At 59.8% G+C, this 24,050-nt stretch carries 25 protein-coding genes; 14 read left to right on the top strand and 11 right to left on the bottom strand.

All coding sequences use genetic code 11. The features are described from left to right. Nucleotides 1-8: 8 nt before the first annotated feature. Genes FIV03_RS06275 through FIV03_RS06255 form a run of 5 tightly spaced genes read right to left on the bottom strand, consistent with a single transcriptional unit; the run spans nt 9 to nt 3,757 of the window. The gene (locus FIV03_RS06275) at nt 9-701 is read right to left on the bottom strand and encodes a rhomboid family intramembrane serine protease (RefSeq protein WP_152505077.1); all 693 of its coding nucleotides are present in this window, start codon (nt 699-701) and stop codon (nt 9-11) included. 32 nt (nt 702-733) lie between these two features. Then, entirely contained in the window at nt 734-1,309 is a 576-nt protein-coding gene (locus FIV03_RS06270; protein ID WP_152509029.1) for a cob(I)yrinic acid a,c-diamide adenosyltransferase, read from the bottom strand. Between the two features lie 40 nt (nt 1,310-1,349). Next, entirely contained in the window at nt 1,350-1,547 is a 198-nt protein-coding gene (locus FIV03_RS06265; RefSeq protein ID WP_152509028.1) for a twin transmembrane helix small protein, read from the bottom strand. Nucleotides 1,548-1,599: 52 nt separating this feature from the next. Continuing rightward, nucleotides 1,600-2,472, bottom strand: coding sequence for an SDR family oxidoreductase (locus FIV03_RS06260; protein ID WP_152509027.1), 873 nt, complete (start codon nt 2,470-2,472; stop codon nt 1,600-1,602). 46 nt (nt 2,473-2,518) lie between these two features. Then, complete coding sequence (locus tag FIV03_RS06255; RefSeq protein WP_152509026.1) at nt 2,519-3,757, bottom strand: ubiquinone biosynthesis hydroxylase; 1,239 nt, start codon at nt 3,755-3,757, stop codon at nt 2,519-2,521. Between the two features lie 133 nt (nt 3,758-3,890). Here FIV03_RS06255 and tesB point away from each other — a divergent pair, with 133 nt between their 5' ends. Next, nucleotides 3,891-4,757, top strand: coding sequence for an acyl-CoA thioesterase II (gene tesB, locus FIV03_RS06250; RefSeq protein ID WP_152509025.1), 867 nt, complete (start codon nt 3,891-3,893; stop codon nt 4,755-4,757). 139 nt (nt 4,758-4,896) lie between these two features. On the opposite strand, the gene FIV03_RS06245 is transcribed toward tesB, so the two are convergent. The 3 genes from FIV03_RS06245 to FIV03_RS06235 form a co-directional block, all read right to left on the bottom strand. Further along, on the bottom strand, nt 4,897-6,132 hold the full coding sequence (locus tag FIV03_RS06245; RefSeq protein ID WP_152509024.1) for a GTP-binding protein: 1,236 nt from the start codon (nt 6,130-6,132) through the stop codon (nt 4,897-4,899). 144 nt (nt 6,133-6,276) lie between these two features. After that, nucleotides 6,277-6,639 (bottom strand): hypothetical protein, encoded by a 363-nt coding sequence (locus FIV03_RS06240; protein ID WP_152509023.1) that lies wholly within the window; start codon nt 6,637-6,639, stop codon nt 6,277-6,279. A gap of 182 nt (nt 6,640-6,821) precedes the next feature. Next, nucleotides 6,822-8,183 (bottom strand): D-alanyl-D-alanine carboxypeptidase family protein, encoded by a 1,362-nt coding sequence (locus tag FIV03_RS06235; protein WP_209009873.1) that lies wholly within the window; start codon nt 8,181-8,183, stop codon nt 6,822-6,824. 446 nt (nt 8,184-8,629) lie between these two features. Between FIV03_RS06235 and FIV03_RS06230 the strand changes: the two genes are divergently transcribed. Genes FIV03_RS06230 through FIV03_RS06180 form a run of 11 tightly spaced genes read left to right on the top strand, consistent with a single transcriptional unit; the run spans nt 8,630 to nt 15,969 of the window. Further along, nucleotides 8,630-9,484, top strand: coding sequence for an urease accessory protein UreD (locus FIV03_RS06230; RefSeq protein ID WP_152509022.1), 855 nt, complete (start codon nt 8,630-8,632; stop codon nt 9,482-9,484). Nucleotides 9,485-9,502: 18 nt separating this feature from the next. Further along, on the top strand, nt 9,503-9,805 hold the full coding sequence (locus tag FIV03_RS06225) for an urease subunit gamma (RefSeq protein WP_006936842.1): 303 nt from the start codon (nt 9,503-9,505) through the stop codon (nt 9,803-9,805). A 23-nt stretch (nt 9,806-9,828) separates the two neighbouring features. After that, nucleotides 9,829-10,134, top strand: coding sequence for an urease subunit beta (locus FIV03_RS06220; RefSeq protein ID WP_152509021.1), 306 nt, complete (start codon nt 9,829-9,831; stop codon nt 10,132-10,134). Then, complete coding sequence (locus FIV03_RS06215) at nt 10,131-10,553, top strand: lysozyme inhibitor LprI family protein (protein WP_152509020.1); 423 nt, start codon at nt 10,131-10,133, stop codon at nt 10,551-10,553. The genes FIV03_RS06220 and FIV03_RS06215 overlap by 4 nt, the downstream gene beginning before the upstream one ends. After that, a complete protein-coding gene (locus FIV03_RS06210) occupies nt 10,553-10,984 on the top strand; it encodes a lysozyme inhibitor LprI family protein (protein WP_152509019.1) in 432 nt (143 codons plus the stop codon). The genes FIV03_RS06215 and FIV03_RS06210 overlap by 1 nt, the downstream gene beginning before the upstream one ends. A gap of 36 nt (nt 10,985-11,020) precedes the next feature. After that, nucleotides 11,021-12,733 (top strand): urease subunit alpha, encoded by a 1,713-nt coding sequence (gene ureC / locus FIV03_RS06205; protein ID WP_152509018.1) that lies wholly within the window; start codon nt 11,021-11,023, stop codon nt 12,731-12,733. Nucleotides 12,734-12,766: 33 nt separating this feature from the next. After that, nucleotides 12,767-13,372 (top strand): glutathione S-transferase family protein, encoded by a 606-nt coding sequence (locus FIV03_RS06200; protein ID WP_152509017.1) that lies wholly within the window; start codon nt 12,767-12,769, stop codon nt 13,370-13,372. Then, entirely contained in the window at nt 13,369-13,905 is a 537-nt protein-coding gene (locus FIV03_RS06195) for an urease accessory protein UreE (protein WP_152509016.1), read from the top strand. Before FIV03_RS06200 ends, FIV03_RS06195 begins: the two co-directional genes overlap by 4 nt. Beyond that, the gene (locus FIV03_RS06190; protein WP_286202268.1) at nt 13,796-14,629 is read left to right on the top strand and encodes an urease accessory protein UreF; all 834 of its coding nucleotides are present in this window, start codon (nt 13,796-13,798) and stop codon (nt 14,627-14,629) included. Before FIV03_RS06195 ends, FIV03_RS06190 begins: the two co-directional genes overlap by 110 nt. Further along, a complete protein-coding gene (gene ureG / locus FIV03_RS06185; protein ID WP_023002497.1) occupies nt 14,626-15,243 on the top strand; it encodes an urease accessory protein UreG in 618 nt (205 codons plus the stop codon). The genes FIV03_RS06190 and ureG overlap by 4 nt, the downstream gene beginning before the upstream one ends. Nucleotides 15,244-15,264: 21 nt before the next feature. Beyond that, entirely contained in the window at nt 15,265-15,969 is a 705-nt protein-coding gene (locus FIV03_RS06180; protein ID WP_152509014.1) for a hypothetical protein, read from the top strand. A gap of 67 nt (nt 15,970-16,036) precedes the next feature. Here the strand turns inward: FIV03_RS06180 and FIV03_RS06175 are convergent, their stop codons facing one another. Next, on the bottom strand, nt 16,037-18,040 hold the full coding sequence (locus tag FIV03_RS06175; protein WP_152509013.1) for a VWA domain-containing protein: 2,004 nt from the start codon (nt 18,038-18,040) through the stop codon (nt 16,037-16,039). Between the two features lie 157 nt (nt 18,041-18,197). Between FIV03_RS06175 and FIV03_RS06170 the strand changes: the two genes are divergently transcribed. Both FIV03_RS06170 and acs read left to right on the top strand, forming a co-directional pair. Further along, nucleotides 18,198-18,596: a DUF1761 domain-containing protein gene (locus FIV03_RS06170; RefSeq protein WP_152509012.1), complete on the top strand. Its 399-nt coding sequence runs from the start codon at nt 18,198-18,200 to the stop codon at nt 18,594-18,596. A gap of 205 nt (nt 18,597-18,801) precedes the next feature. Further along, nucleotides 18,802-20,739 (top strand): acetate--CoA ligase, encoded by a 1,938-nt coding sequence (gene acs, locus FIV03_RS06165; protein ID WP_023002493.1) that lies wholly within the window; start codon nt 18,802-18,804, stop codon nt 20,737-20,739. Between the two features lie 90 nt (nt 20,740-20,829). On the opposite strand, the gene FIV03_RS06160 is transcribed toward acs, so the two are convergent. Beyond that, on the bottom strand, nt 20,830-22,254 hold the full coding sequence (locus FIV03_RS06160) for a TadE/TadG family type IV pilus assembly protein (RefSeq protein ID WP_209009872.1): 1,425 nt from the start codon (nt 22,252-22,254) through the stop codon (nt 20,830-20,832). 150 nt (nt 22,255-22,404) lie between these two features. Next, entirely contained in the window at nt 22,405-23,745 is a 1,341-nt protein-coding gene (locus FIV03_RS06155; protein ID WP_209009871.1) for a TadE/TadG family type IV pilus assembly protein, read from the bottom strand. Nucleotides 23,746-24,050 lie beyond the last annotated feature (305 nt).

The raw sequence follows: 24,050 nt of genomic DNA, 5'->3' as shown, positions 1-24,050 counted from the left end.
AACTGTGCCTAGGCGATGTTTCGGTCGAACAGGGGCACACCCCTGCGCCGGAAAAACAAGATCAGCACGGCACCCGCCGCCATGCCGCCGATATGCGCAATCCAGGCAACATCGCTGTCGGACGCAATCACGGCATTGACGATCTGATAAAGGATCCAGCCGCCGAGCAACCATCCGGCGGAAAGGCGCAAGGGTATCCGGCCCAGTGCCAGCACCCACACCTTCACCCGCGGGTGCAGCATCAGATAGGCGGCAACAACGCCTGAAACGGCGCCGGACGCCCCGATCAACGGCACATCCGAATTGACGTCGATGGAGGCGTAGGCCAACCCGCCGGCTATCGCACACAGCAGATAGAAGACCAGGTAACGCAGATGCCCCATGGCATCCTCGACATTATCGCCGAACACCCACAGGAACAGCATGTTGCCGATGAGGTGCATGTAGCCGCCATGAAGGAAGGCATAGGTGACCACTGACATCCAGTCGGGCAGCATCTGCAGCTCCGGCGACAGATCCCGGATATCGAACAGGACAACCGGGATAAGGCCGAAGGAATAGGAGGACGCGGCCACCGCCTGCTGGGAACCTGCACCCTGATACAGAAGAAAGATCAGGATGTTGGCGGCAATCAGGAAAAGGTTCACAAAGGGGCGGGGAACATGGACCAGCCGATTGTGATCGTGAAGGGGAATGAACATTCAGCGCCAGGCCTCCGGCAAGGGGAACTGACCTAACGGTTCTGTCCAGGCACCCAAAGAACGTCCTGCTCACCCTTGTCATTCAGGTACCGCGAGGCAACGAAGAAATAGTCCGACAGGCGGTTCATGTAGCGCACGGCAGCGGGATTGATCTGCTCGCGAGCTGCCAGTTCCACCATCAGACGTTCTGCCCGGCGCGAGACCGTGCGGGCCAGATGCAGGTAGGCAGCGGCTGGACTGCCACCCGGCAGCACGAAGGAACGCAGCGGCTTGAGCTCCGCATTGAGGACGTCAATCGCCTGTTCGATCGCCGTGACCTGGGCGTCGGTGATCCGAAGCGGCTCGTACCCCAGGTCCTCGCCCGTATCCGGTGTTGCAAGATCGGCCCCCAGGTCGAACAGGTCGTTCTGGATCCTGCCGAGCACCTGGTCGACCTCCGGCGCAGATTGCCCGGTCTGAAGGCGAATCAGACCAACCACGGAGTTGGTCTCGTCGACGGTCCCGTAGGCCTCGATCCTGAGGTCGCTCTTTCGGCGCCGTTCTCCGGAACCCAGCGCGGTCGTGCCGTCGTCACCCGTCTTCGTGTAGATCTTGTTCAGAACAACCATTGTGCCCCCAGTTCCTCCAGTAGTGTCCGGTTATCTTGTCTTAGCGGCCGGTTCCGAAAAAGTAGAGACCGCCCATCACCAGGACAATCACCAGAAACTGAAGGCCGACACGCCAGCGCATCAGAAGCTGCGAGCGGTTGGCCGGCCCATGACGGAACATGTTCCAGATACCGAGCAGCAACACGATTGCAACCGCGGCGAGGCCGACGGGAATGAGAAAGTTGATCAGATCTGCCATTTCGTTTTCCTTGTTTCACCACTGTGCGGCACAGCCACCGGTCGGCAGGCAGCTATTCCTCGCCGTCGGCAGCCCAGATGCAGAACCGGTCGAGCAGACCGGTCGGCAGCACCCGTTTGGCCACCGCCATGACGGTGGTCGGAATTGTTACATGATAGCGCGCTTTCGGCCGATTTGCCTCCACCGCGTGCACCAGCCGTTTGACCACGGCCTCCGGCGGCAGCTTGAACGGACCTGGCTCACCGGCCTCCATTCGGATGCGGCGCTTTTCGTAGGTCTTACGATGCCGTGACGCCTGCAGACCATCCTCGCCGATCCAGCGCTGAAAATTCGCCAGTGCGTTTTGCGTGAACCGGGTATCGATAGGACCGGGTTCGATCAGGCTGACGTGAATGCCGGTGCCTTTCAGTTCCTGCCGAAGCGTGTCCGAATAGGCTTCAAGCGCGAATTTGGAAGCGGTGTAGGCTCCGCGGTACTTGAGTGCCACAAACCCCAGTACGGACGAACACTGCACGATCCGCCCGGAACCGTTGGCGCGCATTGAAGGCACCAACCGGCGGGTAAGATCGTGCCAGCCGATGAAGTTCGCCTCGAAAAGCGACCGCAGGGCTTCCGTCGGCAAGTCTTCCAGCGCACCGGGAACCGCGTAGGCGCCATTGTTGAACACCGCGCTCAACGCACCATCGGTCAGCTGCAGAACTTCGCTTGCCGTCGCCTCGATGCTGTCCGGATCCTCATAATCCAGGCGAAAGGCCTCGAAACCAAGATCGCTCAACCGGTCAACATCCGCCTGGCTCCGCGCAGTCGGAAAAACACGCCAGTTGCGCCCACGCATGATGTGGGCTGCCGAAAGGCCGATGCCGGAGGAACAGCCCGTAATCAGGATCGACCGGTGCGCGGAAAAACTCTCCGGATTGGCAATCATCAAATGGAAATCCTGCGGAGTGGAAGACGGTCCGATCCAACTCCTATCAGATAGGTTCGCCGGAAAGCAATTTCGGCACCGGCCCCGCAAAACCGGCAGCTTCCTTGATGAACTGCGTTTTCAGGCCCGGCATCCTGTCCACAATACCAAGTCCGAAATCGCGCATGGCGCGCAACACGTCATTGTCATTGGAAAACAGGCGGTTCAGTACGTCGGTGACAACGCCCATCTGGAACGTGTCGAACCGGCGCCAGCGCTGGTAGCGTTCCAGAACGTCGAAACCGCCGAGATCCTGCCCCAGACGACGGGCATCCACCAGCACTTCGGCCAGTGCCGCAACATCCTTGAAGCCCAGATTGAGCCCCTGGCCCGCTATCGGATGAATGCCATGGGCGGCATCGCCGATCAGGGCGAAGCGCGGCTTGACGAAATCACGCGCCAGCTTCAGCCCGAGCGGATAGGCCCGGCGCGGACCGTCCAGCTCCAGTGTGCCGAGGTGATGCCCGAAACGGCGTTCCAGTTCCAGTTCGAAGGTAAAGTCGTCAGACCGCACAAGCCGGTCGGCGTCCGCTGTCTTTTCCGTCCAGACCAGCGACGACCGGTTGCCCGGCAAGGGCAGGATCGCAAATGGCCCGGCAGGCAGAAAATGTTCTTCCGCCCGGCCGTTGTGAGGCCGTTCATGCTTGACTGTTGTGACGATGCCGGACTGGCCGTAGTCCCAGTTGACCGTCCGGATACCGGCAAGGTCGCGCAGGCGGGAGCGCACACCGTCGGCTGCAACGAGCAGCCGGCTTTTCAAAAGGGTCCCGTCTTCCAGCGCCAGTTCGACGTGATCTGGATGAGTGCGAAAGGTTTCCGCGGTTCCCGGTGCGAAAAAGCTCACTCCAAGCGCCTTGGCCGCCTTGTAGAGCGCAGGCATCATCACACCGTTCGGCATCATGTGGGCGAAGGGTTCGCCCTCCGTCGCCTCGCCGCCGAACGTCAGGAAGACCGGGCGAACCGCATCGCGAAGCTTGCTGTCGGTGACGATCATTTCATTGATCGGCTGGGCCTCGCCCGCAATCTTCTGCCAGATGCCGAGTTGCGACAGCATGCGTGAGGCAGCTGCCGCGATGGCTGAGGCGCGTGGATCCTTGTGGAGGTCTTCCATCGGCTTGGGATCGACCACGGCACAGGTGAGGCCGGCATCGCCCTGCTTCAACGCCACCGCCAGAGACAGGCCGACATAGCCGCCACCTGCGATCACGACATCGAACATGTCCGGGACGCTTTTTTTCCTCGCCATCGTCTTCTTCTCCTTGCCTTCGGTTTCCCTAAAGGCATCTTGACTTTAACGTCAACTGCCGTCCAAGAGTGCGGGGCCGGGGCCAAAGCCTCGAACCAAATCACCTGCCGTCTATCTAACAGGGATCGCGCCGATGAACACGGCCATTGATAATCTTCTCCAGATTCTCGACCTGGAACCGCTGGAACGCAACCTGTTCCGTGGTCGCAGCCCCCAGGTCGGCTGGCAACGCGTATTTGGCGGGCAGGTAATCGGCCAGGCGCTGGTTGCCGCCTCGCGCACCGTGGTGGAAGACCGTCACGTCCATTCCCTCCATGGCTACTTCCTGAGGCCCGGCGATCCGTCAGTCCCCATCATCTACGAAGTCGACCGCATCCGCGACGGTGGCAGCTTCACCACCCGGCGCGTTGTCGCGATCCAGCACGGCGAAGCGATCTTTTCCATGTCCGCCTCCTTCCAGGTGCATGAAGAGGGACTGGAGCACCAGATCGACATGCCGGACGTTCCGACACCTGAAGATCTGCCCAGCGAACAGGAACTGAAGGAAAAATTCCTTTCGATGGCACCGGAAAACATCCGCCGCTACTGGGAGCGTGAGCGACCGATCGAGATGCGCCCGGTCGACATGACCCATTATTTCAGCAAGAAGCCCTTGCCACCGCAGCAATATGTCTGGGTACGGGCGACAGGTCCGCTGCCGGACGACGAACGCATGCACCAGTGCGCCCTCGCCTATGCTTCCGACATGACGTTGCTGGACACCTCGCTGTTTCCCCATGGCACGTCCGTCTTCAGCCCGAAGATCCAGGCCGCCAGCCTCGACCATGCCATGTGGTTTCACCGGCCTTTCCGCGCCGACGACTGGCTGCTTTACGCCACCGACAGCACCTCATCCTCCGGCTCACGCGGGATAAACCGCGGATCTCTGTTCACCAGGGACGGGGTTCTGATCGCCTCGACCGCCCAGGAAGGCCTGATCCGGTTGCGCAAGAAGGATTGAGTTTCGGAAGTTTTACAAACCTTCCTCTCACCTACCACCTCATCCTGAGGAGGGCCGCCCATCCTTCGAGACGCCGCTTCGCGGCTCCTCAGGATGAGGTATCCCATTGGAGAGCGCCGGGGTATTGCGGATCTGCCGCCTACCTCACCGGACTGGTAAAACCCGACACCGCCAAAGGATTGTCCGTCAGAGCCTGATGATCTGGCGTATCAGGCAGCAAGGCGCCCGAAAAGGCCTCGAACATGCGCCTGACGAACCCTTCCGGCAGGTCCTTGGTGATGAACACCATGCGGGTTCTGTGATCCGCGTCCGGCCAGGCCTCCAGTGTCGCTGGCGGATGGAAGACATGCTGGACACCGTGGATGACGACCGGCCTTTCCGGATCCTCGGCCAGTTGCACGATACCCTTCACCCGAAGCAGTTTCGGTCCGTGCGCCGATCGCAGCAGATCGAGGAACATTTCCAGCGCGGAGGCCGGCACCGGTCGATCAGTCGACAGGGTAAAGGCTCGGATGGCATCGCTATGCCGGTTTACGTCATGAGCATGGTCGTGATCGTGGCCGTGGTGATGCCCGTGCGAATGGCCATGTGCATGATCGTGACCGTGACCGTGACCGTGACCGTGATGATGATCATGCTGCTGGCCTTCGTAGGCTTCAGCGTTCAGCCAGGCAGCCACGTCCGGGATCTTGCTCTTCGGATCATAAAGGCCCGCGTTGAAGAGGTTTTCCACCGTCGTATCGTTTGCTTGCGCGTCCAGCCTGCGGGCACCGGGATTGAGCTGCTGCAAACGCTGCTTGAGGGCGTCGAAGGAGGCGCGCGCCTCTTCGCCTTGAACGAGATCGGTCTTTGTGAAGACCAGCCGGTCGGCAACGGCGGCCTGCTTGCGGGCTTCTTCGTGATTGTCGAGGGTCGACAGACCGTTGACCGCGTCCACAAGCGTGATCACGCTGTCAAGCCGGTAGCGCATCACCAGATAGGGATGCAGCATAACCGTGTGCAGGATAGGCGCCGGATCCGCCAGACCCGTGGTCTCGATAATCACCCGGTTGAGCCTGTCCATGCGGCCGTTGTCCAGTCTGCGCAAGAGGTTTTCGAGCGTCGTGACAAGATCGCCGCGAATGGTGCAGCACAGGCAGCCGGACGCCAGCTCCACGATGCCGTCGCCGGCCTGATCGACAAACAGGTGATCGAGCCCGATCTCGCCGAATTCGTTGATAATGACCGCCGTATCCGCCATCGACGGATCCTTCAGGATCCGATTGAGCAGTGTTGTCTTGCCTGACCCCAGAAACCCGGTCAGGACAGACAGCGGAATGGGGGGCTTCGGACCCTTGGGTTTTTGTCCTTCGGCAACCGGTGTCGGCGAGGCCATGGTATCTCTCCAGATGCATTCGCCGGTCCCTGATCGAACCCGGCGGACTTTCCGCAGACACATAGGCAGAAAGGCGGGTCAGCGCAAATGCCGGTCCCGCCACGCCGGCTTGTTCAGTTGGAAAAAAGTCCGGCTGACGCCGAATCACCCCGCGTTGAGGATGATGTCTTCTTCGGAGGCCGCTTTGGCGTCCTTCTTGTCGAGGGCGACAATTTTCCTGTCGGCTTCATCCTCGGACAAATCCATCGGGGTCAGATCCTGGACGATGTCAGCTTCAGAAGCTTCCAGTTCGGCTTCCACGTCTGTCTCGCTGTCGGCTTCGAACTCGAAGTCATCCAGTTCCTCTTCCGCCTCGACATCAACCACGAGCCGGACAGCCTCCGCCGCCTTTCGCAAGGTGGCGATCACATGGTCGACCGAAACCCCTTCCTCCAGTTGATTGGCGGAAAGTTCCGCAAGGCTGGCCAGGGCCTTGATGGTGGCGGTGGATCTCGGTTCAATCATCATGCGATCTCTCGACCTGTTGTACCGGCATATTCTGTGCCGCAGTGGCATTTCGAGGTCCGGCAGGGAGCACGCCTTTGCCAGAAAAATGCTTACTGCAGTGTTAAGGAGTAGCGTAAATAAAAGGTTAACTCCGTCAACCGCAACGCTACATCATCGGCACCGTCAAAGATCTGGAAATCGAATTACTTGCGAGGACTTGGGGAAGGAACCGGAACGGTGAAATCCAGACCCTTGCGGAAGATCGATCCGGGTGAAGATTTCGAAAGTTCAACCGCGGCTCCCGGGCGTGATACGGTATCGCCACCTTGCGGTATTGCCCCTGCGGTTTTGGCATTGGCCGTCAGCTGCATCTTCGCCCGGATTTCGTTTTCTGCCCGCCGCACGGGATTGGCGACCGGCAGCGGTACGTCTTCCGCGGCAATATCCTCGCCCGCGATGGCTGCCACCGCTTCACTGGCGGCACCGGCGGGAACGGTGCCCGGGCTGACGGAAGGCGACCCTTTCGGGTTGCCGAGGCCGACATCCAGCGGACGGTAGGCAATCCGGCGAGGTCCGAGGGTACGGTCAAGGATCTTTGCCCAGTCCGGTTTGCCGTTGGACAGCTTGAAACCGCTGTCGTCGAGCTTGTCCTCGTCGGACTTGTTGGCCTTGGCGAAGAACAGGAACCCGCCCTGCTTTTCCTTTTCCATGTCGAACCGGGCCATGTAACCCTTGGGACCCGGGCTCTTGTTGCGCCGGCAATAACCGTCGGCCGGCGGATTGCCGGTGGTGCCCGAAAGGCTTGTGATGCTACGGCCGCCGCGCTTGCGGAACCCTTCGTCAAAAAGCTGGCGTGCAAAGGCGGTGCGCTCCAGTCCGGAACCTGCGCCAAGGATAATCGCGATCAAGGTCTTGTTGCCGCGCGTCGCGGAGGCAGCAACATTGTACCCGGAATTGCAGATGTAGCCGGTCTTCATGCCGTTGGCGCCGGGCACCCGCAGAAGGAATTCCCGATTGGCCGACCGCAGGGTCTTCTTGCCGAAGCGGATCCCCGGGTGGTCGTAGAAGTTTCGGGATTCCGGAAAGTCCCGGCGCAGCGCCAGGGCCAGAATGGCGAGGTCCCGCGCCGTGGTCACCTGCCGGTTGTCTGGCAGACCGTGCGGATTGTAGAACCGGGTATTGGACATTCCCAAGCGCTGAGCTTCCGCATTCATCATGGCGATGAAGCCGGATTCAGATCCCGCGATCGACTCGCCGAGCGCTACCGCAACATCGTTGGCCGACTTGATCAGAATGATCTTCAGCGCCGTGTCGACAGTGAACCGCGTCCCGACCTTGAACCCCATCTTGCTGGGTGGTTCCGCCGCGGAGTTCTTGGATTGCACTACCGCGCTGTCGAGCGAGGCGCGGCCTTCGCGGATCGCCTTGAAGGTGACATAGGCCGTCATGAGCTTCGTGAGCGAGGCCGGGTACCACTTGCGCGTGGCGTTCTCCTGCTCGATCACCGCGCCGGAACTCGCGTCGATCAGGACATAGGCACCTATATCCGCCCGTGCCTGGCTCATGGCCAGACTCATCACAAGAGCGGTTACGGTCAGACAAACGGAAGTCAGGCGGCCAATCGGGCTCAAAAACACGGTTTCCCTCGCTCGTCATCCAGCGGATGACACGTCGCAATTGGGCAATGGCAGTATGAATAGCTGCTGTCTTCTTAAAAAACCGGAACATCGGCGCGAGAGCAACCCCTTCCTCAAATCCACTCCACGCCAATCTTTCTTGCAATTGCCTTATTTTTGAGCAACTTTTGCGAGCAGGCATTGATAAGCTGCGGGAAACAGGGACTTTTTTCGCCGGTGTCGTCTTGCCTTTCCACTTGCCGGCCTTGGCCCGGCTCTTGCTAAGATTGCCGAGGGCATATTGCCCATTGCGGCCCGGCGACGGTCTGGACCAATTTGAACAGATGTGAAAAATAACAATGACTGAATGAGCCCGCAGGGGGGGCGGTCAAGCAATGTATGATGCTGGTCTGGCATCAGAAACGGGCGGGAAAGCCGTAGTTCTGCAGCGCGTGAAAGGCATCGGCAAGGTGCGTTTTTCGGCGCCGGATGGCAAAACCCGTCTGACCGATCTGTATCAGAGCGGGTCGGCCAAGGTTCGCCTGCCGAAGGTCTATGATACCCCTGCCACAGCCGTTCTCATCAACACCGCCGGTGGTCTCACCGGAGGCGACCAGCTCGACTATGAAGTCGGCGCTAACGCCGGTGTACACGTAATTGTGACCAGCCAGACGGCCGAACGTGCCTACCGCAGCCCGGGCGGCACCGCCCAGGTGAGCGGGCATTTCACGGTCGAAGCCGGTGCGACCCTGGAATGGCTGCCCCAGGAAACCATCCTTTTCAACGCCTCGCGCCTTCGCCGCACGCTGCAGGCGGACCTGGAAGGTGACGCAAGGCTGATGATGGTCGAATCCTTCGTCCTTGGCCGAAAGGCGATGGGCGAGCAGGTCAAGTCCGTATTCTACCGCGACAGCTGGCGCATCCGCCGGGACGGAAAGCTGGTGTTTGCCGACGACATCCGGCTGGATGGCGACCCGGCCGACGCGCTGACCGGCCCGGCTACGGCCGCCGGCGCCCTGGCCGCGGCAACCTTTGTCGATTGCTCCGCCGATGCCGAAGACAGGCTCGCCAGGGCAAGAGAGCTGATCGAAACATTGCCGGAAGGAACCACCCAGGCAGCCGCCAGCGCCTGGAACGGCTTGCTGATAACCCGGTTTGTGTCCAATGATGGCCGCGGCTTGCGCACGGCCCTGATGTCGTTTCTCACCGGATACCGAATGACGGCGCTGCCGCGCGTCTGGTATTGCTGATTTGGAGGACTTTCTTTCATGAACCTGACGCCCCGCGAAAAGGACAAGTTGCTCATTTCCATGGCCGCGATGGTCGCCCGCCGCCGCCTGGAAAGGGGCGTGAAGCTGAACCATCCGGAAGCCGTCGCCCTGATCACCGATTTTGTTGTCGAGGGGGCCCGTGACGGGCGCACCGTTGCCGACCTGATGTCCGCGGGCGCGAAGGTACTGACACGCGACCAGGTAATGGAAGGCGTGTCCGAGATGATTCACGATGTTCAGGTCGAGGCGACCTTTCCTGACGGCACCAAGCTCGTGACCGTGCACGAACCGATCCGCTGACCGCAATTTCCAAGGAGACGAGCATGATCCCCGGAGAACTGTTTCCCGCCGAAGGCGAGATCGAACTGAACACTGGCCTTGAGACCATAGCGCTGGAAGTCGCCAACACTGGTGACCGGCCGATCCAGGTCGGCAGCCACTATCACTTCTTCGAAACCAACGAAGGCCTGTCTTTCGACCGGGAAAAGAGCCGCGGCATGCGCCTGGATATTCCCGCAGGCACAGCCGTTCGCTTCGAACCCGGCCAGTCCAGATCCGTGACGCTGGTGCCTTATCGCGGCAGCCGCACGGTCTACGGCTTCAACCAGAAGGTCATGGGCGAACTGTGATCAGATCCGCATCATCTCTTTCGTTTTTGCTGATCGGGCTCGGTCTTCTGCTCACCGGACCGGTCGTCGCGCAGGAAACACCCAACTGCGAAAATGCCATGACGCAGTCGGAGATGACCCAGTGTGCCAACATCGACTGGCTGAAGGCGGATGCGGAGCTGAACGCGGTCTACAGATCCGCAATGGAAAAGATGACCGAGACCGACGCCTATTTGCCGGAAGGGCTGAAAGGGGCGGTCGAAACATTGCGCGAAGCCCAGCGTGCCTGGATCCCCTATCGCGACAAGGCCTGCGACGCCTACGGCTTTCTGGCCCGCGGCGGAACCATGGAGCCCATGCTGGTCTACGGCTGCCGCGCCGATCTGACCCGCAACCGTATCGACGAGTTGAGACAGCTCAGTGAAGGCCTGGGGAATTGATGCCTGTGCGCGGCCTGACGCTTCCTGCTTTAGCCCTGTTTCTGGCCACTGCCGGCGCGGCGGTTGCTGAGGAAGAGAAGGTCAACGACAACATCGACTGCGGCTATCCGCTGACCGAAGCCGAACGCAGCTTTTGTGCCGACAAGGCCCTGGAAGACGCTGACACGCGCATGAACGAAGCCTTCGACCGGCTGCGTGCACGGCTGGTCGAGATCGATGCGGAATTGCCGGAGCATCTGAAGGGCGCCCCCGCCAGCCTCGATGATGCCCAGGCCGCCTGGAAAACCTACGCCGACAAGGATTGCACCGCCTACAGCTTCCCCTTCAGGGGCGGAACACGCGGCAACGAACTGTACCGGAACTGCCTGATCGTCCTCACCATGAAACGCACAGAGGATCTGGATGCGACGGTTGAGGACTACGCGAATTAAACACACCGATTTCTGATCGTCGATTGGAGACTAGATATGGCCTACAAGATGCCCCGCGCCGCTTATGCGGACATGTTCGGACCGACAACCGGCGACAGGCTGCGCCTTGCGGATACCGATCTCATCATCGAGGTGGAAAAGGATTTCACCACCTATGGCGACGAGGTGAAGTTCGGTGGCGGCAAGGTTATCCGCGACGGCATGGGCCAGTCCCAGGCACCACGTTCCGCCGGCGCCGTCGACACGGTTATCACCAATGTGCTGATCATCGACCACTGGGGTATCGTCAAGGCCGATGTCGGGCTGAAGGACGGCCGGATCGTCGGAATCGGCAAGGCCGGCAACCCGGATGTCCAGAACGGTGTCGACATCATCGTCGGTCCCGGCACGGAAGCGATCGCCGGGGAGGGCAAGATCCTCACCGCAGGTTCGATCGACGCCCATATCCACTACATCTGTCCGCAGCAGATCGATGAAGCCCTGTGCTCCGGCGTGACCACCATGATCGGCGGTGGCACTGGTCCGGCAACGGGCACCAACGCGACCACCTGTACACCCGGCCCGTGGCACATCACCCGGATGCTTCAGGCAGCCGACAGCTTTCCGATGAACCTCATCTTCGCCGGCAAGGGCAACGCATCCCTGCCTGCCGCGCTGGAAGAGCAGGTGATGGCAGGGGCCGCTGCCCTCAAGATCCACGAAGACTGGGGCTCCACACCGGCAACCATCGACAACTGCCTGTCAGTTGCCGATGAATACGACGTCCAGGTGATGATCCACACCGACACCTTGAACGAGTCCGGTTTTGTCGAAAACACCACCGCTGCGTTCAAAAACCGCACCATCCACGCCTTCCACACGGAAGGGGCCGGCGGCGGCCACGCACCGGACATCATCAAGGTGGTTGGCGAACCCAACGTCATTCCGTCGTCCACCAACCCGACACGGCCTTTCACCGTCAACACGCTGGAAGAGCATCTCGACATGCTCATGGTCTGTCACCACCTGCACAAGGACATTCCTGAGGACGTTGCTTTTGCTGAAAGCCGCATCCGCAAGGAAACCATTGCGGCGGAAGACATTCTTCATGACATGGGTGCGTTCTCGATCATCTCCTCCGACAGCCAGGCCATGGGCCGTGTCGGCGAAATCGTCATCCGCACCATGCAGACCGCGCACAAGATGAAGATGCAACGCGGCCGTCTTTCGGATGAAACCGGCGAGAACGACAACTTCCGGGTCAAGCGCTACATGGCCAAGACCACCATCAACCCGGCCATCGCTCACGGCCTGGACGAGTACATCGGCTCGGTTGAGGTCGGCAAGCTGGCCGACCTCGTGCTCTGGGACCCGAAATTCTTCGGCATCAAGCCGGCGCTGGTGCTCAAGCTTGGCTCAATCGCGACCGCTCCGATGGGCGACCCGAACGGTTCCATCCCGACACCGCAGCCGGTGCATTACCGACCGATGTTCGCCTCCTACGGCAAGATGATGACGCACAGCCGTGTCACCTTCGTGTCCCAGGCGGCCTATGACACCGGCGTCAAGCACAAGGCAGGTCTCGACAGCCTGGTGCTTCCGGTCAAGAACACCCGTGGTGGAATCTCCAAAAAGTCGATGGTTCACAACAACATGATGCCAAAGATCGAAGTGCATCCGGAAACTTACGAGGTGCGCGCCGACGGCGAACTGCTGACCTGCGAACCTGCCGAAGTGCTGCCAATGGCCCAGCGCTACTTCCTGTTCTAAGCTCCGCACGAACGCGTTCGGGAGAGGAAAGGCATGTATAAGATCGTCGGATTTCCGCGGACCCGCGCCATGCGGGTGATGTGGCTGCTTGAGGAACTGGGCGAGCCTTACGAGGTTGACCCGGCCCTGCCGCAGTCGGATACCGTCAAGGCGCTCAATCCAAGCGGCAAGGTGCCCGTGCTGGTCGACGGCGACGCCGTCATCACCGATTCCATCGCAATCTGTACCTATCTGGCCGACAAGCACGGCCGGTTTACCTTTCCTGCCGGAACTCTTGATCGCGCCCGTCAGGACAGCATCACCCAGTTCGGCGTCGATGTGCTGGAAGGCGCGCTCTGGACCGCTGCGAAGAACACCTTCATCCATCCCGAAGATGTCCGGGTTCCGGCGGTCAAGGACGTCTGCCGGCTCGAATTCGAGCAAGGCCTGAAAACGCTGGAAGCGCTGATCGGTGACGGTCCCTATGCCATGGGCGAAACCTTCACCATTGCCGACATCATCGTCGGGCACTGCTCCGGCTGGGCACTGGCCGCCAAGTTCGACCTTCCCAAAGAAGGGCCGGTCTACGATTATTTCAAACGCCTCAGGGAGCGTCCCGCTTTCCAGGCCATGATGGCAAAGGTGATGGAAGCCGCATGATCCGCGTCGCGAAAATCCACAAGGCCGAAACATGGACCGGCGATGTCACCGACCAGGTCACGCTTGACCGGGAAGACCGGTATCGGCGCAGGGCCGTCCTGACCGGCGCAGGCGGATTGACCTTCCTGCTGGACGAACCGATGGCGATCCATTTGCGCCATGGCGACGGTCTGGAACTTGAAGACGGCCGGATTGTCGAAGTTCTCGCAGAACCTGAGGAAGTGGTCGAAATTCACGCCGACGACACCGCCCACCTGGTGAAGATTGCCTGGCATCTGGGCAACCGGCACCTGCCGACGCAGCTCATGGGCAACACCCTGCGGATCCGGCGGGACCACGTGATTGAAGACATGGTGGAAAGGCTCGGCGGCCGTCTGACCGAACTATCCGCCCCCTTCGATCCGGAAGGCGGCGCCTACGGCCATGGCCGTACTCACGGGCACGATCATGGCCACGGGCATTCCGACGACCATCATCATGGACACAGCCATGGCCACGATCACGACCACGGGTCCGGGCATTCCCATGACTGAGCCAGTATCACCCCGGTTACCCCTGTCACCTCAGGCGCTATACCGGCTGCAGGCCTTTCTCTCACCGGCTTTTCCGATCGGCGCCTTTACCTACAGTCACGGGCTGGAACAGGTGATCGAGCAGGGCGGGGTGGCAAGTGCGACGGAACTCGGCGTCTGGCTGCGTGAAGTCCTCCGCTTCGGCGCAGGACGAAGCGACGCCATCCTGCTGAAGGTAACCTACTGGGCCGCTCTGGCAGGAGACCGAGAGACTGTTGACGAGCTGCGTGACCTGGGGCTGGCCCTGCAACCCTCCAGGGAGCGGCAACTGGAATCCAATGCCCAGGGCAGCGCCTTTTTCAGGGCCGTGTGCAACAGCTGGATGCCGGAAGCGGACACCGAGGCCGCACGCCTGTTTCACGAATTCGCGGGCGAGGAAAACACCTCCTGGCCATACCCGGTCGTGCTGGGACTTGCCGCTGCGGCTCACGGCTTGCCGGTGGATGCCGCGCTTCACTGTTTCCTGCATGCTTTCGCAGCCAATCTGATTTCCGTCGCCGTGCGGGTGGTGCCGCTCGGCCAGAGCGACGGCCAGAAGGTGCTGGCTGGTCTGGAACCGGTGATCTTCGACATTGCTGAAGAGGCCGAGGCGGCGGGTCTTAACGATCTCGGCACCTCCACCTTCCTTGCAGATATCGCCTCCATGGCACATGAAACCCAGTATTCGAGGTTGTTCCGTTCATGACTTCCCAAAATGGTCCCTTGCGCGTCGGCATCGGCGGTCCCGTCGGTTCCGGCAAGACCACGCTGACCGACAAGCTGTGCAAGGCCATGCGCGACCGCTACTCGCTCGCCGTCATCACCAATGACATCTACACAAGCGAGGACGCCGAAGCCCTGATGCGCTCGCAGGCCTTGACCAGTGACCGCATTCGCGGTGTCGAGACCGGTGGCTGCCCGCATACGGCAATTCGTGAAGACGCCTCCATCAATCTGGCGGCCGTGGCGGACCTGACCAAAAGCATCCCGGATCTAGACCTGATCCTGATCGAATCCGGCGGTGACAACCTGGCCGCAACCTTTTCGCCAGAGCTCGCCGACCTGACGATCTACGTGATCGATGTTGCCGCAGGTGAGGAAATTCCGCGAAAGGGCGGGCCGGGCATCACGCGTTCTGATCTCCTGATCATCAACAAGACCGACCTTGCGCCCTATGTCGGCGTCAATCTGGAGGTCATGGACCGGGATGCAAAGAAGATGCGCAAGGAACGACCCTTTGTTTTCGCCAATACAAAGGCGGGAGAGGGTGTCGAATCCGTGGTAGACTTCATCGTCCAAAAGGGTGGGCTGAACGCTTAAATCTTCGATGTTGATGGCCGAATGATCGCTGGCAGACAGGAAGCCTGCGCGCATAATAACGCGCTCTGGTGCGATGCGGTCCTGAAAACCGCAGGCGCGAAAACCGAATTTCATGCAGGGTTCTGGTGCGCTCGGGACAAGTCCCTGCCGCTCTATCCGAACATCGTCACCCTGTCGCCAAAGCAGGGAGCGGATTTTTATGCCGCGCTGCCCGATTTGCCGCAAGGGGCCGGGGTAAAGGACAGTTTCGACAATCTGGATCTGGCACCTTACGGCTTTCAGAGGCTTTTTACCGGCACCTGGCTGTTTCGTCCGCCGCCAAGTGCCAAACGTGCCCCGGTCAGCTCCGATTGGCACAAGGTGGCGACATCGGAAAGCCTGAAGAAATGGCTGGCCGGCTGGAACGAGAACGAAAGCCTCCATGCCGTTTTCCCGTCCAGACTGCTGGAACGCAAAACCATCGATTTCGCCGCCATCATCAAGGACGGCAAGGTGAAGGCAGGGGCGGTCTTCAACACCGGTCCGAAGCTTGACGGCAAGGATATCCTTGGCCTTTCAAACGTCTTCTGCCGCAAGACCTGGCTCTACAGTGCTCTGCACGAACTTCTGGAACCGTTTCCGAACCGGTCGATTTGCACCTACGAAGATGATGCAAGCGTGCTACCGGTCTACCGGCAACTCGGTTTCGAGCCTTGCGGACAGCTTTCCGTCTGGCTGAAACAGTAGCTCCGATCAGAACGAAGCCCGCAACTTTACAGCGGCGGGCTCCGATTTTCGTTGATGACCGGTCGCGCTATTTCACCGTCACGGTCTGCCGCGCAACGATTTCCGCGTCACCTGCGGACAGGACGAAGCGCAGCTCGTAAGTGCCCGGTTCTTCCGGTGTCCGCACCTCCACAACGCCGTTGGAGATGTTGTCCGCAATCTCCCAGGCCCCCGGCGCCGTACTCCAGGCATCCTGAGACGGTTCGGCAAAACCGATGAAGTTGCTGCTGTTGGCAGGGCCGCTCGCCTTTACGCTGACATAGCTGGCAGCCGGAACTTCGGACGGGCCCTCCAGCGTCACCTTCGGATCCGTGATCTTCAAAGGTTGGCTGGCCAGGATCCTCGATCCGTCGGACGTCGAGAGAATGTAACGCAGCTCGTAATCGCCCCGAGCCAGTGGCGCAATGATCGAGACGCTGTCCCCATCCGGACGTTCGTAGGTCAAATAGGCCGAAGGGTCGGAGCCGACCGGCGCGATGCCGATCCAGTCGTCGGGCGCCTTCGGACCGCTCCAGGTCACGTTCAGTCTGCCGGCCGCCTCAACCGTGCTGTCGGCCTGAAGCGTTGCTGCGCTTTCGCCAACGGTTAGCGGTTGGCGCGTCAGGATCGTCTGGTCGATGCCGGTGACATAGATGACGTCATAGGTGCCGGCTTCGCTCGGTGCCTGAAGGGTGACGGGAGACCCGTCGGCAGTGCCTTTCCAGCGGCCCTGGTAATCGTCAACCGTGCCGTCCTTCGGAACGATCCCGATCCAGTCCTCCGGCCCGTTCGGACCTTCAAAGGCGATTTCCACCGGCTGACCGGCGGCAACTTCGGGAGCGTAGGTCAGGATTGCCTGGACTTCGGTCACCTTGATCGGCGCCTTGGCCAGAACACGTTCACCGCTATCGGCCCAGACATAGACGATTTCATAGTCGCCCGGCTGGCTTGGCAGGGCCAGTTTGGCGGGATTACCGTCGCGCACATACACCCAGAGATCCCTTTCGAGCCTGTTTCCGTCCGGGGTGACGACACGCAGGAAATCACCATCCAGACCCGGGCCTTCAAAGGCAACTTCCAGCAGCGAGGTTGCGGGCGCTTCAGGGGAGGTGGGCGTGACACTCGCCTCGGGAAGTTTGCCGTCGAGAAGAACAGTCTGCTGGCCGCCCTTGTCGGACACCTCAAGCGACGCACCGCCTGCCTTTTCACCAAGTTCTGCACTGACGACGTAGGATCCCGGTTCCAGCTCGACCTCGACACTGCCACCTGTCATGCCGGACGCAACCACGGTCTCGTCGTTGACGGTTGCCACTGTCCATTGCACAGGGCCTGAAACAGGCTGGCCGCTTTCCTTGTCGGCCGCTGTCAGGACTGTCACAGGCAGCGGTGCTTTTTCCTCAACCGCGGCAACGCTTTCCTTCAGCGCTTCGGTCAGGCCATCTGCGGACTTGGCGTTCCAGTAGGTGCCGCCGGTCAGATGCGCAATACAGGCAATCTTGGCCTGGTCCGCCTTGGAAGCGATATCGAAACCGATGACATGGGCCTTGAAATCGACACCGGACTTGGCAAGTGCCTCGGCGAGGGCGCAAGGATCCCCGCCGCAGGTCTCGATACCATCGGAGATCAGGATCAAGCGACCCGGGCGGTCGTTCTGCGCCAGAAGTTCCGCGGCCTGCCGAAGTGTTTCGGTAATCGGCGTCTTGCCGCGCGGCGTGAGCGCCTTGACGCTTTGCACCAGTTTGGAGCGGTCCAGCTCACTGACCGGCACCAGCGTTTCCACATCGCCGCAATCGGCCTTGCGGCGGTGACCATAGGCCATCACACCAGCCCTGGTTCCATCCGGAAGACCGGCAACAAAACCTTCGAAGGCAGACCGGGCAATTTCCGCTTTCGCGGTCCCGTCGATCTGACCCCACATGGAATTGGAAGAATCCAGGACGAACAAAAGATCAGAAGGTGTGTCCGTCTGTGCCCGTGCGGGCGACATGAACATCGTGCCGCCGATGAGGGCGGCTCCCATAAGTCGAAACACAGGCCGCTTTGAAGAGAGCATGAACCTTGGGCTCCTGTAATGAATTTTCGAAAAAGCCTTATCCGGAAAGGAGATAGGCGAGACGGGCCGAATTTAGAGACACTCGCAATCTCGAAGTGTGATAAAAGTCGCAAGTAGACAGAATTGCCAAGGAAAAAATGACGTTGGGAGACCTGCAATGATGTTCGACGGTATCAACCTGATTGCAGTTGCTGCGGCCGCCATTGTGTCTTTCCTGTTCGGCGCGCTCTGGTACGGCATCCTCGGCAAGGCCTGGATGAACGCCGCCAGCCTGACCAAGGAGCAGACGAGGCCAAACCCGGTTGTCTTTGCAACGGCCTTTTTCTGCCAGATCATCATGGCATTCGTCTTCGCGGGCGTGATCTATCACACCGGTGGAGCCGATATCAGGAACGGCATCATCTCCGCGCTGATGATCTGGGTCGGCATCGTCATGACCACGCAGATCGTCAACCACCGCTTTCAAGGGCTGTCCTGGAACCTGACGCTGATCGACGGCGGTCACTGGCTCGGGGTACTGCTTGTCCAGGGTATCGTGATCGGGTGGCTGAGCTGACGTGATCGCCGGGAAATACGCGTAAATCCGTACGAGATTGAAGGTCTTAGGCCTTGCCATAGACCAAAGACTCGCCGACTAAAGTACCAAGTCTAGGTTCTGGACGCTTTGAGGGGCCATACGCATAATGGCCCCGGCAAAACAAGGCCGCGGAAGGGAGAACTCGCTTACCGCAGGTCCAATTGTGGTTTCTGGGAGGTTTCACATGACTGAGTCCGTATTTCCCGTTCCCGCGGAGGTTGCCGCGCGGGCGCATGTCGACAATGCCAAATATCAGGAAATGTATCAGCGTTCCGTGGAAGACCCCGACGGCTTCTGGGGTGAGCACGGCAAACGGGTGGACTGGATCAAGCCTTTCACCAAGGTGAAGAACACTTCCTACGACTATCACAACGTTTCGATCAAATGGTTCGAGGACGGCACGCTCAACGTTTCGGCCAACTGCGTTGACCGCCACCTGGAAAAGCGCGGCGACCAGCCCGCGATCATCTGGGAAGGCGACGACCCGAACGAGCACAAGGTCATCACCTACAAGGAACTGCACCGCGAGGTGAACAAGTTCGCCAACGTGCTGCACGGCCAGGGTGTCAAGAAGGGCGACCGCGTCACCATTTATCTGCCGATGATTCCGGAAGCAGCTTATGCAATGCTCGCCTGCGCCCGCATCGGCGCTGTGCATTCCATCGTCTTCGGCGGATTTTCACCAGACAGCCTTGCCCAGCGTATCGAGGATTGCGCCTCTGAATGCGTGATCACGGCAGACGAGGGCCTGCGCGGTGGCCGCAAGGTGCCGTTGAAGGCCAATGTCGACAAGGCTGCTGAAAAAGCGCCGGTAAAGAGCGTCATCGTGGTCAAGCGCACCGGCGGCGACATTGCCATGCAGGCCGGCCGAGACGTCTGGTACCACGACGAGGCGGACCGTGTGTCCGACCATTGCGCACCAGCGGAAATGAACGCGGAAGATCCGCTTTTCATCCTCTACACCTCCGGGTCGACCGGCAAGCCCAAGGGTGTGATGCACACCACCGGCGGCTACCTGGTCTACGCCTCCATGACCCATGAATATGTCTTCGATTATCACGAAGGCGACGTCTACTGGTGCACGGCGGATGTGGGCTGGGTCACCGGTCACAGCTACATCGTCTACGGCCCGCTTGCCAACGGCGCCACCACGCTGATGTTCGAAGGTGTTCCGACCTATCCCGGTCCGGGCCGCTTCTGGGAAGTGTGCGACAAGCACAACGTCAACATCTTCTACACGGCACCCACCGCGATCCGCGCCCTCATGGGAGCCGGCGACGAACACGTCACCAAGACTTCGCGCAAGTCCCTGCGTCTTCTGGGGTCCGTGGGCGAGCCGATCAATCCGGAAGCCTGGACCTGGTACTACAACGTAGTTGGCGACAAGCGCTGCCCGATTGTCGACACCTGGTGGCAGACCGAAACCGGCGGCATCCTGATCACGCCGCTGCCGGGCGCTACCGACCTGAAACCTGGTTCTGCCACACGTCCGTTCTTCGGCGTCCAGCCGGCGATCGTCGACGCGGAAGGCAAGTTCCTGGAGGGGGCAACGGAAGGCAACCTTGTCATCAAGGACAGCTGGCCGGGCCAGATGCGCACGGTCTATGGCGACCATGAGCGCTTCGTCCAGACCTATTTCGCCACCTACAAGGGACTTTATTTCACTGGTGACGGCTGCCGTCGTGACGAGGACGGCTACTACTGGATCACCGGTCGCGTCGATGACGTCATCAACGTGTCCGGCCACCGCATGGGCACGGCGGAAGTCGAGAGCGCGCTGGTAGCCCATCCGAAGGTGTCCGAGGCCGCTGTGGTCGGCTATCCGCACGACATCAAGGGACAGGGCATCTATGCCTATGTCACGCTGATGGAAGGCGAAGAGCCGAGCGACGACCTGAAGAAGGAACTGGTCAAGCATGTCCGCTCGGAAATCGGGCCGATTGCCTCTCCGGACCTGATCCAGTTCGCACCCGGCCTGCCGAAGACCCGGTCGGGCAAGATCATGCGCCGTATCCTGCGCAAGATCGCCGAAGACAGCTTCGACAGCCTGGGCGACACCTCGACCCTGGCCGATCCGACCGTTGTCGACGACCTGATCGACAACCGCCAGAACCGCGGCTAACCGGCACACTCCGGACCTAGAAACGCTAAAAGGCTCGCCACCCGGCGAGCCTTTTTTCAGTTTTGTCGATCGGATCCCGGAAGGGTTCAGTTACCTCGAAACGTAGATCTGCTGGATCTTCTTGGCGATATTGGCAAAGGCGTTGATCAGCTCGTCCGAACTCGTCGCCTTATAGAAATTGCCCGTGCTGGCGCAGGACTGCATGTTTCTCGACCCGGCCGAGGTGTTGCTGGTGCCGAAATAGACACCGAAGATCGAAATTCCTTCGTCCTTCATGGCCTGGCAAAGCGCCCGCTGAGCCGTTGAGGAATTGTTGCTGTAGCTTTCGCTTTCGCTGCGTTCCTGCCACTGATTGACCGTAACCGTCTCACACTTGTACTGCCAGCCACGGCGTCTGGAATAAACCCAGTCGCATTCTTCCCGTTCGCCGATGTATTCGTAGTACCGGTTGTTGTCCCCGTCGGTCATGATGATCGCGAACTTGAGAACATCCTCGTTGTCATAAGGCTCCGGCTTGCTTGCGAGAGGCCAGACGTCCGAATAGTTCGGCGAGATGCTGTTCCAGCCCCAGACAACACCTGTCTGGCCTGCCGTACCGCCGTTATCATCCAGGTCGTCGATCGCATCGAGCAACTCGTCCCGGTCGGATGTCAGCGGGATCATCTTCGACGTGCTGGAACAATTGTTGCTGCCACCGCCGTAAAACACGGCCTTCGGCGGCGGATCGGTCTTGTCGTAGTAATTGTAGGTCTTGTCGGTGTAGCGAACTTCGTAGAGATCTTCACCGTCGTCGTAATCCTGGCGTTCCGTCACGCATTTGCTGCTGTCGGCATAGCCGAAGAGACCACCCTTCACCTTGGAAGCGTAAGTTCCCAGGTTGACCCCCTGGCTGTATGGCACCAGCGAAATACGGACCTTGCTTTCGGATTCTTCGGTTCCATCCGGGATCAGGATGTTCACCAGGCCTTCGGAGGCATCCCGCAGCGTATCCATGTCGTTGCGCATGGACCCGGTAACGTCGACGACGAGGGCCAGTTCGACGTCAAAGCGTGAGTAGGTGACCTGTGAGCTCGTTCCGAAGCTGAATGTTTCCGGGCCAAGGGCACTCTTGCCGTATCCGCCCATGTCGATGAAGTAGTTCTTGAGAGAGGCCGTGGACGTTACCTTGATGGTGCCGTTGTCGGGATCGACGACGAACTCGAGATTGTCGATTGCCTCGTCCAGGAATTCGACGTCGGCTAGGTTGGCCTTGAAGGAATCCGCCAGTGCCTGCTTGATCTGGTCGTCGCTCATGACGCTGGTCGACAGGTCCGCCGCGACCGAAAGTGCCGCGGCATCAATCGCAAAGGACAGTTTTTCGCGCGCATTCACCGTTCGGGACACGTCGATGGTAATCCCCGCGATCACGACGATCAGGATCACCAGCATACCGAAAATGGGCAAGATGGATGCTTTGCGGTCGCCGGTAAACTCTGCAAGCAGGGGTCGGCAAATGAGACGCTTCAAATACTGCATTACTGCCTCGTCATTTTGTGAGACAGTTACTCTAGAAAAGTACCTAATTCCTTAAACGGAATGTAGAAAATAGGGGGTTGTTTCCGTTTGGTAAACCAATCGGAAAGAAACGAGACTGACACTTTTCGCTGGCCGGTCGTCCGGCAGGTCTTATTTGGACAGGTAGATCGACTGGATCTTCCGCGCGATATTGGCGAACGCTCCTATGAGTTCATCGGACGATGCAGCCTGATAATAGTTCCCCTGGCTTGCGCAGGACTGCATGTTTTTTGCCCCTGCGGATGTATTGCTGGTTCCAAAGTAAACTCCGAAAACCTGGATGTTGGCAGCTTTCATGGCCGCACAGATGTCTCGTGAGCGGACGGAAGAGGTGTTGTTGTAGCTTTCGCTTTCACCCGTTTCCCGCCAGGCATTCACGGCCACTGTGCTGCATTGCCAGGTCGACTTGCCGTTTTTCTTGACCCAGCCGCACTGCTCCTCCTGTTCGATATATTGGTAATACCGGTTGTTGTCGCCGTCAGTCATGATGATCGCGAACTTGAGCGTATCGCCGTCTGAATAGGCCGCAGGCGCGCTGTCCGCAGGCCATACGTTGGCGTAGTTCGGCGACAGGCTGTACCAGCCCCAGGCAACCCCGGTCTGACCCGCCGTACCGCCGGTGTTGTTGAGTGCGGAAATCGCCGGCAGCAACGTGGAGCGGCTCTTGGTCAACGGCACCAGCTTGGACGTGGAGGAGCAACTGCTGCTGCCCCCGCCAAAAAAGGTTTGTGCCGGAGGAGGGCTGGACTTCTTGTAGTAGTTATAGGGATCGTCCGTGAGCATGACCTCATAGGTGGAATAATCCTGACGTTCCGTGACGCAGTTGCCGCTGACGCTGTAGAAATCGCCGCCCTTCACCTTTTTTGCATAGGTGCCGAGGTTGACGCCCTGGCTGTAGGGAACCAGCGAAATGCGCACCTTGGCATCGTCTTCTTCCACGTCCTCGGGCAGCAGGATGTTGACCACCGCTGCCGAGGCTTTGCGCAGCGTGTTCATGTCGCTTGAGGACATCGAGCCGGTGACGTCCACCACAAGGGCCAGCTCCACATTGAACTTGGAATAGGAGACCTGTGAACTGGTTCCGAAGGCAAAGGTCTCCGGACCCAGGTTCTTCATCATGTAGCCACCGAAATCGATGAAGTAATTCTGCAGGCTGGCCGTCGAGGAGACCTTGATGGTTCCGTTTTCCGCATCGACCACAAAGGTCAGGTTCTTGATGGCTTCGGCCAGAAACTCGGCACCGTCCAGGTTGGACTTGAAGGAATCCGTCAGCGCCTGCTTGATCTGTTCATCCGTCATGAGCGATGTCGACAGATCCGCCGCCACGGACAGTGCGGCCGCATCGATCGCATAAGACAGCTTCTCGCGGGCGTTGACCGTGCGCGAAACGTCCACGGCTGCGCCCATGACGACGATCAGAAAAATCACCATCAACGCAAAGATGGGCAACACCGCCCCTTCACGTTGCGTGAGAAATCGTCTGTTTATTTTGAAATTCCAGAAAAGAAGAGACATGTATGGCGCCGCCTCAAGGGAGATAAAGACAGCTACTACACACTTTAAGAAAAAACAGTGAATGAACTTTGGGAACGAGGTTAAAGCCTCGTTAAAATCAAATATTCAACGGTATAAATACATCCACTGGATGTCAACTGCCAGTTGCCTGCAACGTGGAATAGGCGCTCCGACGCAGACGCTTTGGCGCCGTCACAAGGGCTTTTGATGACCCCGCCTAAAGGCTCGCAATACGAACCGGA

It is taken from the genome of Labrenzia sp. THAF187b (assembly GCF_009363375.1).
Classification (GTDB): Bacteria; Pseudomonadota; Alphaproteobacteria; order Rhizobiales; family Stappiaceae; genus Roseibium; species Roseibium algicola.
This window is presented reverse-complemented; position numbering and strand designations above follow the sequence as displayed.